Annotated in this window: 15 protein-coding genes; all 15 read left to right on the forward strand. The window is 55.9% G+C overall.

Translation table 11 applies throughout. The annotated features are described in order from the left end of the window. The first annotated feature begins 140 nt into the window (after window positions 1–140). The 15 genes from BBA90_RS01945 to BBA90_RS02015 all read left to right on the forward strand — a co-directional run bounded on the left by BBA90_RS01945 (window position 141) and on the right by BBA90_RS02015 (window position 11,701). A complete protein-coding gene (locus BBA90_RS01945; RefSeq protein ID WP_065647673.1) occupies window positions 141–323 on the forward strand; it encodes an ANR family transcriptional regulator in 183 nt (60 codons plus the stop codon). Window positions 324–442: 119 nt separating this feature from the next. Beyond that, window positions 443–652 carry a hypothetical protein gene (locus tag BBA90_RS01950; RefSeq protein WP_065647763.1) on the forward strand — a complete coding sequence of 70 codons (210 nt, stop codon included), beginning with the start codon at window positions 443–445 and terminating at the stop codon, window positions 650–652. Continuing rightward, the gene (locus tag BBA90_RS01955; RefSeq protein ID WP_065647674.1) at window positions 649–1,122 is read left to right on the forward strand and encodes a hypothetical protein; all 474 of its coding nucleotides are present in this window, start codon (window positions 649–651) and stop codon (window positions 1,120–1,122) included. Before BBA90_RS01950 ends, BBA90_RS01955 begins: the two co-directional genes overlap by 4 nt. Continuing rightward, entirely contained in the window at window positions 1,122–1,625 is a 504-nt protein-coding gene (locus BBA90_RS01960; RefSeq protein ID WP_139074150.1) for a hypothetical protein, read from the forward strand. The genes BBA90_RS01955 and BBA90_RS01960 overlap by 1 nt, the downstream gene beginning before the upstream one ends. Before the next feature lie 107 nt (window positions 1,626–1,732). After that, window positions 1,733–4,318 (forward strand): DNA polymerase, encoded by a 2,586-nt coding sequence (locus tag BBA90_RS01965; protein WP_065647676.1) that lies wholly within the window; start codon window positions 1,733–1,735, stop codon window positions 4,316–4,318. A gap of 14 nt (window positions 4,319–4,332) precedes the next feature. Then, complete coding sequence (locus BBA90_RS01970) at window positions 4,333–4,620, forward strand: hypothetical protein (RefSeq protein WP_065647677.1); 288 nt, start codon at window positions 4,333–4,335, stop codon at window positions 4,618–4,620. Continuing rightward, window positions 4,617–4,907 carry a hypothetical protein gene (locus tag BBA90_RS01975; protein ID WP_065647678.1) on the forward strand — a complete coding sequence of 97 codons (291 nt, stop codon included), beginning with the start codon at window positions 4,617–4,619 and terminating at the stop codon, window positions 4,905–4,907. The genes BBA90_RS01970 and BBA90_RS01975 overlap by 4 nt, the downstream gene beginning before the upstream one ends. 211 nt (window positions 4,908–5,118) lie before the next feature. Next, complete coding sequence (gene thyX / locus BBA90_RS01980) at window positions 5,119–5,751, forward strand: FAD-dependent thymidylate synthase (protein ID WP_065647764.1); 633 nt, start codon at window positions 5,119–5,121, stop codon at window positions 5,749–5,751. Window positions 5,752–5,760: 9 nt separating this feature from the next. Next, the gene (locus tag BBA90_RS01985) at window positions 5,761–5,994 is read left to right on the forward strand and encodes a hypothetical protein (RefSeq protein ID WP_065647679.1); all 234 of its coding nucleotides are present in this window, start codon (window positions 5,761–5,763) and stop codon (window positions 5,992–5,994) included. Next, entirely contained in the window at window positions 5,994–6,998 is a 1,005-nt protein-coding gene (locus tag BBA90_RS01990) for a hypothetical protein (RefSeq protein ID WP_206099880.1), read from the forward strand. Before BBA90_RS01985 ends, BBA90_RS01990 begins: the two co-directional genes overlap by 1 nt. Before the next feature lie 2 nt (window positions 6,999–7,000). Beyond that, window positions 7,001–9,175 (forward strand): DUF3987 domain-containing protein, encoded by a 2,175-nt coding sequence (locus tag BBA90_RS01995; RefSeq protein WP_065647680.1) that lies wholly within the window; start codon window positions 7,001–7,003, stop codon window positions 9,173–9,175. 42 nt (window positions 9,176–9,217) lie between these two features. Continuing rightward, complete coding sequence (locus BBA90_RS02000; RefSeq protein WP_065647681.1) at window positions 9,218–9,955, forward strand: AAA family ATPase; 738 nt, start codon at window positions 9,218–9,220, stop codon at window positions 9,953–9,955. 73 nt (window positions 9,956–10,028) lie between these two features. After that, window positions 10,029–10,769, forward strand: coding sequence for a hypothetical protein (locus BBA90_RS02005; protein WP_065647682.1), 741 nt, complete (start codon window positions 10,029–10,031; stop codon window positions 10,767–10,769). 48 nt (window positions 10,770–10,817) lie between these two features. Further along, window positions 10,818–11,198: a hypothetical protein gene (locus tag BBA90_RS02010; protein WP_065647683.1), complete on the forward strand. Its 381-nt coding sequence runs from the start codon at window positions 10,818–10,820 to the stop codon at window positions 11,196–11,198. Beyond that, window positions 11,198–11,701, forward strand: coding sequence for a hypothetical protein (locus tag BBA90_RS02015; RefSeq protein WP_065647684.1), 504 nt, complete (start codon window positions 11,198–11,200; stop codon window positions 11,699–11,701). Before BBA90_RS02010 ends, BBA90_RS02015 begins: the two co-directional genes overlap by 1 nt. The last annotated feature ends 157 nt before the right edge of the window (window positions 11,702–11,858 follow it).

Genomic DNA, 11,858 nt, shown 5'->3' on the forward strand with positions numbered 1-11,858 from the left:
GTGTACATCGACCTCGGCGACATTGGCAACTGCCGCAACCCGATGCAGACGCTGCGTATGCTCTACGTCGCATACAGCCGCGCCGCCAAGCGCGTGTTTCTGTTCGGGGCTTTACCACCACGTTATATGGGAGTTGCTGCATGACATTCAGTGAACTGGCCGATAAGGCCAAGCATCAGGAATCTGTTGCCTGTTTCGGTGCTGCTGCACAGTACTGGATCGCCGCTAACAAAGCGGCCAGAAAGCAGGAAAACAAAGAGTGGGCCGCCAACCGCGCTATGTACTGTAGCCGGATGCACGCGCTAAAGGCAGGCCCGCGCTGACCGATCGCCAGTTCGCACTTCTGTAAGCAAACCCCTCGCATACCTCATACTTCATACTTATGAAGTGTGAAATATTAATTATGAGCCCCTGTATGGGGCTTTTTTTCATGGAGTCGATTATGTGGAACAAGCTGAATATCTGGTGGCACAAGCGTGAAGCACGCTACTGGACCCGCCGGATTGAGGAACTGTTCGCGACATATGATTGTGGTGAGGATCTCCTCGACATGATCACAGGCGGGAGGCTGAGCCGGTACCGCGTAAACCGGGCCTGGCACCTTGCCGTGTTGAAACGTATCGATCCTGCCTACCCGGAGACTAAGCAATGAGCCGCGATATCAGTGCAGTTCGTATCGATTACCCCAACTACGGTAAGCCGTGGTACATGCGTGACAACCTCCAGCTGGAGACCTGCTTCGATAAGAAGATGCCTCTGGTTGAGATGTGCGACACGCTGGGGCGCAACCCCTCAAGCCTCGTGCGTCACATGACCACCATGGGGCTGTTGCGCAAAGGCAGCAACGGAGAGCTGCTGCGTTACGATGATAAGCGCATGGAGTGGCGTCTCTGGGCAACCGTCCGCGAGGACAAAATCATCACCGATAACTTTGCGCTGCGCCCGGGCGCGCTGCCGAGCGTGGAGGACAAACTGCGAGCAGCGTTCGAGCGTAAATTTATGCTTGAGAACCCGCAGAGTTCCGTTAAGCGTGCCCCGAACGATCCGGCCAAATACCTGTACGCCCACACTGAGAGCCTCTGGCGCCTGACGCGTGGGGTGTACCTTGAAATGGTGGCCTGATGCGACAGTCACGTTACAAATCCATGGATAGCTACGCGTTCATGGGGGCAATGTCAGACTGCCTGCTTAAACCAGGCTTTGACCACATTGCCGAGCTGCTCAGAAGCATTCACCGGCTCCACCGGGAGGCGTCTGGCTCAGACAAAGGCTTTATGTTTGACGATCGCTTTTTCCCGGCGCGTGCCGGCGTGCGGTACGAATCAGTGATAGACCTGCATCCGTCTCAGCATGAGCGCATGCAGGATTACCTGATGCTGCAGCACATGATGGAGCAGGAGGCGCATCAGCTGATGAACTGGATCAGGAATATGTTCGCCCGCTGCACCAGCTGGGAGAACGTCAAAGCCAACCTGCCTGAGGAGGTGACCAGCGTGCTGCTGAGCGACGGCAAATGCCAGGAGCTCGGTACGGTGGAGGCCCGAACGGAAACGCCTTATCCGCTGCCGGACGAGCTCCGGCTGCTCATGCTCAAACTCCTGGGCATGCGATTTCTCTGCTCATAGTGAACGTTCCGCCGCTGGCGGAATTTTTTTGCGTGAACAGTAGTTTTTTAGGATTAATCCTATTATAAATACACCCCTTTTAGGATATGGCGCAGAGGAAACCGCACATGCGTTACACCGTGTTTGACAGGGAAGGGACCAAATATCCGGTCTGTATCCTCGTAAAGCCGTTGCAGCTTCGTCAGAAAGAGCTGCAGGTGAACTATGTCGATCCGCTCGTGAACCAGGGAGTACCGGCATCATCGGTGCTGGCTTACGATCTGCTCACTACCGGAAAGAAAACGCCGGCCGCTAAACAGAAAGCCTACCTCAGCGAGGAGCTGCTCCCCGCCCTGGCATCCCTGCAGGTGGAGTGGCTGCTGGTCTGTGACTCCGACTACTTCAAAACGCTCACCAAGCTGACCAAAGCCGATCGCCATCTGGGTTACATCGAGCCGTGCGCTATCGCCGGCTACGAGTACATGAAGGTCATCTACTGCCCGAACTATGCCGGGCTGTTCTATGACCCTTCGCTCCAGGTGAAGATCGACAACGCGCTGGCCACCCTGGTGAACGGTATGCGGGACACCTACCAGCCGCCGGGTATCGACATCATCAAATATGCCGACTACCCCTCCACCGTCGCGGATATTAAAGCCTGGCTGGATAAGTTCACCGCCGAGGGCACTGACCTGACCGTGGACATTGAGACCTTCGGGCTCAAGCACTATCAGGCCGGTATCGGGACTATCTGTTTCTGCTGGAATAAGCACGAAGGGATCGCCTTTCGCGTTGACCTGCTGAGAACGAAAGCGGAAGCGGCACAGGTGCGCCAGCTGCTGTGGACCTTCTTTATGCAGTGGCAGGGCAGGGCGATTTACCACAACATCTCGTTCGACGTGTACGTGCTGGTTTATCAGCTGTTCATGACCGACCTGCTCGACACCGAGGGGATGCTGATGGGCCTGGATACGATGCTGCGTAACTGGGACTGTACGAAGCTCATCACCTACCTGGCCACCAACGGCTGCGGCGGCAACAAGCTCAGCCTGAAAGACGTGGTTCAGGAGTTTTGCGGCAACTACGCAGAGTCCGATATTAACGATATCACCCTGATTGAGCCAGACGCGCTCCTGCAGTACAACCTGGTGGACGGACTCGGCACCTGGTTTGCGCTGGAGAAGCACTGGCACGGCATGGTGCAGGACAACCAGTTATGCATTTACGAGAACCTGTTCAAGCCGTGCATCAAAGACATCATCCAGATGCAGCTCACCGGGCTGCCGCTGGATATGGCGGAGGTAGCGCGCGGTAAGAAGGTGCTCGAGGCTGACCGTCAATCAGCCGTCGATCGCATCCATACCACCAGCGCAGTCACGAAGTTTGTGCTGCTGCTGAATGAAGAATGGGTCGCTGAGAAAAACGAGACCCTGAAAAAGAAGCGTGTAACGCTCGCTGACGCCAAGGAAACGTTTAACCCGGGCTCGGGCCCGCAGCTGCAAAAGCTGCTGTACGAGGTTCTCGGTTTGCCGGTGCTGGACTACACCGACTCAAAGCTGCCCGCCACCGGCGGGAAGACGTTGAAGAAGCTCGTCCATCACACGCAGGACCCGGACGTACTGCAGCTCCTCGAGGCGCTCATCGACTTCAAAGCGGTCGATAAGATCCTCAACTCGTTTATCCCGGCATTTGAGGCTGTACCTCAGGCACCGGATGGCTGGCACTACCTGCACGGGAACTTCAACCTCGGCGGGACCGTCTCCGGACGTCTCTCGAGTAACGGTCCCAACCTGCAGAACCTGCCGGCGTCTGGCTCGAAGTACGCCAAAGTCATCAAGAAGATGTTCCGCGCGCCGGAAGGCTGGCTGTTTGTCGGCCTGGACTACGCATCGCTTGAGGACCGCATCTCTGCGCTCACCACCCGTGACCCGAACAAGCTCAAGGTTTACACCGATGGCTTCGACGGCCACTGCCTGCGAGCGCAGGCATATTTTGCGGATCACATGCCGGATATCGACCCTGCATCCGTGGAATCAGTGAACTCAATTGAGAGCCTGTACCCGGACTGGCGCCAGAAGTCGAAAACCCCGACGTTCCTGCTGACCTATGGCGGCACGTACATCGGGCTTATGGCGAGCTGCGGCTTTGCCAAAGACTTCGCGCAGATGATTGAAGGCCGCTATCACGAGCTCTACGCAGTGAGTGATCAGTGGGTTGCCAAACAAGTACAGCAGGCATGTAACGACGGTTATGTCACCGCCGCGTTCGGCCTGCGCGTTCGCACGCCCCTGCTGGCGCAGGTCGTGCTCGGCACGAGCCGAACGCCGTACGAAGCGGAAGCCGAAGGGCGCACCGCCGGCAACGCACTGGGGCAGAGCTGGGGGTTACTCAACAGCCGTTCTGCGATGGCCTTTATGAAGAAAGTCAGGGCGAGCGAGTGGAAGCATGACATCCGCCCGTGCGCGCAAATCCACGATGCCCAGTATTACCTTGTGCGCAACAATTCTGCGCTGCTGGAGTGGATGAACCGCGAGCTGGTGGAGGAAGTGAAGTGGCAGGAGGACCCGCTTATCTGGCACGACGAGGTCAAACTCGGCGGCGATCTGTCGGTGTTTCACCCGACCTGGGCTGACGAAATGGTGATCCCCAACGGGAGCACTGAAAAAGAAATCATTCGCCTGGCATATGCGCACGCATATCCAGAAGTTGCATAACCAACGGAGTTTTTATGTCACAAGAGAATAAGCAATTTTACATGCTGCTGACCCACCGCGTTGAGTCAGTGTCCTGCAAAGACCTGATCATCCAGGTCACCGTGGCCAACGGCACGCCGAACATCACCCGCACCATGCTGGAACAGGCGTCACGCAATGCGATCGCCAGCGCTAACGATATCCATGAAGGTATCGAAGTCACCGCGTGCTCGCTTATCGCACGCATTGACCTGGGCCACATGACCGAATCCGAGTTCATGGGCGCTGCCGCTGTTGCTGCTGCAGAAGCCGCAGAGGCGTGAGCCAGAAGCTGACCGGTAGCCGGGTAAATTACTACCTGGCTCAGGTGGAGCATCCGCAACGCGAAGAACAATTGCCCTATCAGGCGGAGTGCGAAGACATTATCGCAGCGCTCAAAATGACGTTTGATGAAGGGTGTTTGTTTAAGGCGCTATGGCGGACTGCCGCTGCCCGTCTGGGCAATGGCAAACCGGGACAGTCAGTGCTGTATGACGCTGAGAAGATGCACCACTACGCTGGCCGCATCTTACGCGCTGTCCGGAAAAGCAGTCTCCCCGCGGGGGAGTAAAAGGCGGATACCGGCCCTGGCCGGTCGGTATCCATTGTATGACCTGAGGAGCCACACACACTCGTGGACAGAATAAAATGAATAAAAACGCACGTAATTCGGATTATTCCGAAAGTTCACGCTTTTTTTCTATTCTGATGCGCCTCTGGTCACTGGTCTTTGTCGGCTGCGCGCTCTCATGGGCAGCGGTCGCATTAATTTGGATCATGGCATGCAGGTAAAGTTAGTCACCATCACCCCTGAGGCTGAAAAGCTCATCACCTACATAGCGCGGGTTTCCAACCCGGCGAACCAGTTCAATGAGAACATCGCCGGACTGCTGCGCTACTGCCATCGCGAAGGACACGTCTCTGTGTTCGAGCAGGCCCACATGACGGTGGAAATTAAAACCACCCGTGCGATCTCCGCCCAGCTTCTGCGTCACCGCAGCTTCTGTTTCCAGGAGTTCTCACAGCGCTACGCCGCCGTGACGGAAAAGCCTGAGGTACCGGAGCTGCGTCTGCAGGACAGCAAAAATCGCCAGAGCTCTCTGCCGGTACCGCCGGAGATGGAGGACGCGATCGAGAAGCTGCAGCTCGAGGCGCAGTGGATGTTCGACCAGACCCAGAATCTGTACGAACGCATGCTCGCTGCCGGCATCGCCAAAGAGTGCGCCCGCGGCATCCTGCCGATGAACTCGCCGACCACGATCTACATGACCGGCAACATCCGCAGCTGGATGCACTACCTCAAACTGCGCACCGGTAACGGCACGCAGCAGGAGCACGCGGAGATCGCGCTGGCCATCAAAGATATTTTCTGTCGTGAGCTGCCTATCGTCGCTGACGCACTGTTCGGCGAGTAAGGGGGAGCCATGACCGATCGCATCTGGGCAACCTTCTGGTCCATTGTCATCATCTGCATGTGCGGAACCATCGCGTTCAGCGTTTCGTCGTGTCAGCAGACCAACCGGCTGGAGAATGCACAAATTCAGCAGCTGGTGGAGCAGGGTAAATCACCCATTGCCGCGCGCTGTGCGGTGAAGGGGTTTGACCTGAACCATGATGCGCTGATCTGCCAGGCTGCCGTCCTGAAAGGGGGCAACTGATGCAGGCCATGCGCTTCACCAACAACACCGGCATCTCGCTGCCGGTGGCGGTATGGCTCGCCCACGATGACTATGACTACGTCAACGAGGAAAAGTACATCTCCGCCACCGGCCTGCTCAAGCCGACGCGCCAGATAATCCTGGCCGGCCGCGCGACGAAAGCGGGTGTGTCTATTCCGGACATCAGCGGTGAGGTCAGTGCGGCGATGGGCTCTGCGTTTCACGGGAGCATCGAGAAATCATGGGCACCGGAGCACTACCAGGCAAACCTGCGCAAGCTGGGTTACCCGGAGCGCGTGGTGCAGATGGTTCGCATCAACCCGACTGACGCTGAGCTGCTGGAAAATCCGGACATCCTGCCGGTCTACATCGAGCAGCGCGAAACGCGCGAGCTGGATGGGTACCTGATTGGCGGGAAGTACGACATGATCATCGAGGGGCGCCTGCAGGATTTTAAGAGCACCTCGACGTATACCTACAAAAACCAAACCAACGTGGAAAAGTACAGCTGGCAGGGCAGTATTTACCGTTGGCTCAATCCGGAGAAGGTCACCGATGACTTCATTTATATCCAGTATATTTTCACGGACTGGTCTGCGAACTTTGCTCGGTCTGACCCTAAATATCCTCGGTCTCGGGTTCTTGAGTTTCCTGTTCGTCTGAAATCCCTCGGCGAAACCGAACAGTATATCCGCTCCAAGCTGCACGACTTAAAGCGTCTGCAGGACGTCCCCGAATCAGAGCTGCCACTGTGCACCGCTGAGGAGTTGTGGCGTTCGGATCCCGTGTTCAAGTACTACAAAAACCCGGCAAATACCGCAGGCAAAAGTACCAAAAACTTTGACTCGCTGCACGACGCTAACCGTCACCTCGCCACTCAGGGCGTGGGGATCGTGAAGACCGTGCCTGGCGAAGTGAAAGCCTGTAAGTACTGTCCGGCGTTCGGCCTCTGCTCGCAGAAGGACGACCTGATCGCCCGCGGTGATTTGAAGATGGAGCAGTAAGCATGAAAGACCTGAGCGAAGTTCCACATCATCCGCTGATGGAGGAGATCGTAAAGCTGCTGTGTCGCAAGACGCAGAACGATAGCCCGCTGTTCTTCCGCGTGCAGACCGCCTATTTCTTTGGCGTGATGGCGGCCAGCATGCGTGTGACGCTCAGCACCCTCGACCGCGGCGAGGTGCCGGTAAACATCTATGCCCTGAACCTGGCGCAGTCAGGCTTCGGTAAGGGGCACTCTACCGGCATCATCGAGGGCGAGATCATCAACCGCTTCCGTGAGCGTTTCCTCACGGACACCTGGCCGATTGTTGCTGAGCACAACGTGTGGGAAATCGCCCGCACCCGTGCGATGCGCAATATGTCAGATGAGCAGAACGAGTTTGAAGGGCTCTCCAAAGAGTTCGCCGGCTACGGTCCGCTGATGTTCAGCTTCGATGCGGCAACCGGTCCGGCCATTAAGCAGATGCGTAATCTGCTGCTGCTGGGCGGCGGTGGCGCGCTGAACTTCCAGGTGGATGAGATTGGCTCAAACCTCATGGGCAACATTGAGGCGCTGAACGTGTTCCTGGAGCTCTACGACCAGGGCATGGTGAAGCAGAAGCTCATCAAAAACACCTCAGAGAACCAGCGTACGGAGGAGATCGTCGGTAAAACACCAGCCAATATGCTGCTGTTTGGGACCCCGGCGAAGCTGCTCAACGGGGGTAAAGAGGAAGACGAATTTTATTCCCTGCTCGAGACCGGCTATGCCCGTCGCTGCCTGTTTGCCATGAGCTCACAGGTGCGCGCATCGGACAAGCTGAGCCCGGAGCAGATATTCGCCAACCTCACGGACAAGACGAACCAGAAAACCCTGGCTCGCCTGGCCAACCACTTCGAGCTGCTGGCAGACCCCGCGAAGTTTCAGCAGAAGATCCTGATGCCGGAGGAGGTCTCCATTGAGCTCCTGCGCTACAAAATCGACTGCGAGGCGCGCGCGGATGAGCTCCCGGACCACGAGGAGATTAAAAAAGCCGAGCTGTCGCACCGCTACTTTAAGGTGATGAAGCTGGCAGGCGCCTTTGCGTTTGCCGATGAAACGCCGAACGTGACGATGCAGCAGCTGTGGTCCGCCATGAAGCTGGTGGAGGAGAGCGGCGCATCCCTGATGAAGATCCTCAACCGCGAGAAGAACTACGTGAAGTTGGCCAAGTTTATTGCGTCAGCCGGCACGGAGCTCACTCACGCGGACATGATGGACAAACTGCCGTTCTTCAAGGGCTCAGCAGCCGCCAAAAGCGAGATGCTCACCCTGGCCACCGCCTGGAGCTATAAGAACCATATCGTCCTGAAAAAGTCTTTCACGGACGGCATTGAGTTCTATACCGGCGAAGCGCTAAAAGAGACGAACCTCGATGAGCTGATGCTCAGCTGGTCGAATCACGAAGCCTACCGGTATACCACGGAAACCGAGGTGCCGTTCAGCCAGCTGGACAACCTGATGAAGCTGAAAGATCACCACTGGCTCAACCACGCGCTGCCGCGAGGCAACTGCGCCGAGGGCCACCGTACCGAGGAAAACTGCCTGCCTGGCTTCAATATGCTGGTACTGGACGTTGACGGTAAGGGCGTGACGCTGGATATGGCCAGAGAGCTGCTGCAGGACTACACCTACGCGCTCTACACCACGAAGCGCCACCAGCTCAACGGTGAGGGCGATCGCTTCCGCATCATCATCCCGACCAACTACGTCATCAAGCTGTCAGGGCCGGAATACAAGGAATTCATGGATAACGTGTTTTCCTGGCTCCCGTTCCCGGTAGACGACAGCACCGGTCAGCGCAGCCGCAAATGGCTCACAAATGCCAACGGGCATTTTGAGAGTCACGAGGGCCAGCTGCTGGACGTGCTTCCGTTCATCCCGCGAACCAGCAAGAACGAAGAATTCCGTCAGAACGTCATGCGCATGGACAGTCTCGATAACCTCGAGCGCTGGTTTGCCCAGCGTATGGTGACCGGATCCCGCAACAACCTGATGCACCGCTTCGCGCGCATCCTGGTCGATGCCGGCCTGTCATTCAATGACATTCAGGAAAAGGTCATCAGCTTTAACAAAAAGCTGAGCAACAAATTACCCGACGATGAACTGCACGCCACCGTGCTCGTGACCGTCGGAAAAGAAATGGCAAGTCGCCCGTAATGATCACCCGGGCAGGATGCCCGGTATTTTGGAGAAACACCCATGAGCCAGACCCAGGTTAACGACAACTTAGTGCTTATCGTCGGCGCATCAGCAGGCGGTAAAAGTGCATCACTGCGCGGTTTAAAGAACCAAACTGGCGTAATGTACCTCAATTGCGAAGCCGGTAAGAAATTACCCTTTCCAAATAAGTTTCAAAGTTTTACCATCACGGACCCCTATCAGATCTTCGAGGCATTTGACCACGCAGAGACTGATGCGGACATCCACACGATCGTTATCGACACGGCAACGTTCATGATGGATATGTTTGAGTCGGTGCACGTCCTGACCAGCGCAAACACCATGCAGGCATGGGGCGCCTATAACCAGTTCTTTAAGCAGTTAATGCAGGACAAGGTTGCGAAGTCCACCAAGAACGTCATCATCCTGGCGCACTCACTGGCCACCTATAACGAAGCCGATATGGTCATCGAGACCAAGGTTCCGGTTAAAGGTGCTCTGAAAAACCAGGGGATGGAGGCTTATTTCAGCTGTGTGGTCGCAGCGAAAAAGGTAGCCATTAAGGATCTGAAAGACTACGGCTCTGACCTTCTGGAAATCACTCCAGAGGAGGAAGCGCTGGGCTTCAAATACGTCTTCCAGACCAAACTGACCAAGGCTACGGTGAACGAGCGGATTCGCTCACCGATGGGCCTTTTTACAACGAAGCAGACATTCATGGATAACGATGCTCAGCTTCTGTTGGAACACGTCAACGCCTACTACCACGCGGCTTGATGTGACTAAGCGTTAAAAAAACTTAAACCAAATACCAAAAACACGAGAAAAAATTATGTCAATGATTAGCTTAATGTCCATCTTCGCCCAGGTTGAAACTGCATCTGATATCAAAGAAGAAAAAGATGTGCTGGGTGGTGGGTTTGTACTGGATACCGACGTTTACGACGTCACTGTCACCCTGGCGTACGCCGGCGTGTCCAAAAAAGGCTCACGCTTCCTGACCATCCACGCGGATGCGAACGGTCGCGAGCTGCGTCACACCTTCTACGTGACCAACAAAGATGGCCAGAACTTCTATACCAATAAGAAGACTGGCGATAAAGAGTTCCTGCCAGGCTGGAACGCGGCTAACGGCCTCGCTCTGCTGATCGCAAACAAAGAGCTGCCAGCCCTGGCTGCAGAAGAAAAAGTCGTCAAGCTGTATGACTTCGATGCGAAAGCCGAAGTGCCTACCAAAGTGATGGCCATGACCGAGCTGCACGGCGGCCGCGTTAAGCTGGCAGTTGAAAACCAGCTGGTGGACATCAACCAGGAGACCGCACCAGGCTCCAACGTGTACGTCCCGTCAGGTAAAACCCGCAACCAGAACGAAATCGTGAAAGTCTTCTTCATTGAAGACGGTCGCACCGTTACCGAGATCCGCCAGAACGTGGAAACCGCTGAGTTCATGCCGAAGTGGCTGGAGCGCAACAAAGGTAAGGTCAACGACAAAACCGATAAGAAAGCCGCTGCCGGTGCTCGTCCGGGTATGCCTGGCATGGGCGCGCAGACGCAGAAGCCTGCAAACTCACTGTTTGGCGCTAAAGCGTAAGTCTCTGACCTGGTAGAATAATCCCTCCACTACCGGAGGGATTTTTTTATGCACGTCATGTCACTGCCACTGTCTGTGGCGCTAAGCAGCAAGTCAAAGTTCATCCTGAACCTGAACCAGTATCGCAACACGCACTACCTGAGCCTCAACCGGGCAAAGGTGGCGTTCGGTGAGCTGGTACAGGAGGCGATCGCCGGACTGCCGGCCATGGCCCGTGTAAGGCTGACCTACACCGTTTACCCGAAGAATAAGCAGATGTTCGATATCAGCAACGTCTGCAGCGTGGTGGACAAATTCTTCTGCGATGCGCTCGTCGGGGCAGGCAAACTGCCAGATGACAATTATGCGCACCTGGCTCAGGTAAATTATCGCTTCGGCGCCGTGGATAAAGAGAACCCCCGCGTCGAGGTTGCGATCGAGGAAGTCTGATGCAAATCACGTTTAAACTCACCGAAGCAGAGCTGCAGGAAGCCGTTCAGCAGTACATCACCAATCTGGGCGTGCTGCCCAAGGGCACCGACACCAACGTCTCGCTGACCGGCGGCGGCAACGGTAAGAACGCCGACTACGGCGCGATCGTGGAATTCGATAACGCGCTCAGTCCGGCAATGCTGGCTGCAGCCATGGCAAAACCGGAAACGGCTGCTCCCGTTAAAGAAGAAGTAAAAGCGCCTGAAATTCAGGCAACTACGCCTGTTGTGAAGGCAGAGAGTGCGCCCAAAGAGCAGGTTTCCAAACTTTCGGATAAATCCGAATCAACTGCGCAGTCTGATGCGGAGACGGCAAATGCAAAGTCCTCCGCAGATACCCAGGTCTCTCAGCAAGCACCTGAAATGACTGATGAAGATCCGGAAAACTTGCCGTTTGATATGAGTGGCACGGAGAATAAACAAAGCAAAGGTATCTCGCTTTTTAACCGGCCATCGGCGTAATTAAGCCGTGATCTGGCTCAGGGCGTTTTTCATCACCGCCTGCATAGCTGGATTTGTCACGATGCTGCCGCTACTCTGCTATGCGATCCCCTTCGGGATCGTGTTTTTGGTAGTGGTAGCTATACTCAAGGAAGGAGTTGGCGGTAAGAAGCCCCCC

Source organism: Pantoea eucrina, assembly GCF_001691555.1.
In the GTDB taxonomy this organism is placed as follows: domain Bacteria; phylum Pseudomonadota; class Gammaproteobacteria; order Enterobacterales; family Enterobacteriaceae; genus Pantoea; species Pantoea borealis.

Excerpts from the sequence above, each read along its gene's own strand:
- BBA90_RS01945 (WP_065647673.1), top strand. The coding sequence starts at position 141 with ATGACATTCAGTGAACTGGCCGATAAGGCCAAGCATCAGGAATCTGTT.
- BBA90_RS01950 (WP_065647763.1), top strand. The coding sequence starts at position 443 with ATGTGGAACAAGCTGAATATCTGGTGGCACAAGCGTGAAGCACGCTAC.
- BBA90_RS01955 (WP_065647674.1), top strand. The coding sequence starts at position 649 with ATGAGCCGCGATATCAGTGCAGTTCGTATCGATTACCCCAACTACGGT.
- BBA90_RS01960 (WP_139074150.1), top strand. The coding sequence starts at position 1,122 with ATGCGACAGTCACGTTACAAATCCATGGATAGCTACGCGTTCATGGGG.
- BBA90_RS01965 (WP_065647676.1), top strand. The coding sequence starts at position 1,733 with ATGCGTTACACCGTGTTTGACAGGGAAGGGACCAAATATCCGGTCTGT.
- BBA90_RS01970 (WP_065647677.1), top strand. The coding sequence starts at position 4,333 with ATGTCACAAGAGAATAAGCAATTTTACATGCTGCTGACCCACCGCGTT.
- thyX (WP_065647764.1), top strand. The coding sequence starts at position 5,119 with ATGCAGGTAAAGTTAGTCACCATCACCCCTGAGGCTGAAAAGCTCATC.
- BBA90_RS01985 (WP_065647679.1), top strand. The coding sequence starts at position 5,761 with ATGACCGATCGCATCTGGGCAACCTTCTGGTCCATTGTCATCATCTGC.
- BBA90_RS01990 (WP_206099880.1), top strand. The coding sequence starts at position 5,994 with ATGCAGGCCATGCGCTTCACCAACAACACCGGCATCTCGCTGCCGGTG.
- BBA90_RS01995 (WP_065647680.1), top strand. The coding sequence starts at position 7,001 with ATGAAAGACCTGAGCGAAGTTCCACATCATCCGCTGATGGAGGAGATC.
- BBA90_RS02000 (WP_065647681.1), top strand. The coding sequence starts at position 9,218 with ATGAGCCAGACCCAGGTTAACGACAACTTAGTGCTTATCGTCGGCGCA.
- BBA90_RS02005 (WP_065647682.1), top strand. The coding sequence starts at position 10,029 with ATGTCCATCTTCGCCCAGGTTGAAACTGCATCTGATATCAAAGAAGAA.
- BBA90_RS02010 (WP_065647683.1), top strand. The coding sequence starts at position 10,818 with ATGCACGTCATGTCACTGCCACTGTCTGTGGCGCTAAGCAGCAAGTCA.
- BBA90_RS02015 (WP_065647684.1), top strand. The coding sequence starts at position 11,198 with ATGCAAATCACGTTTAAACTCACCGAAGCAGAGCTGCAGGAAGCCGTT.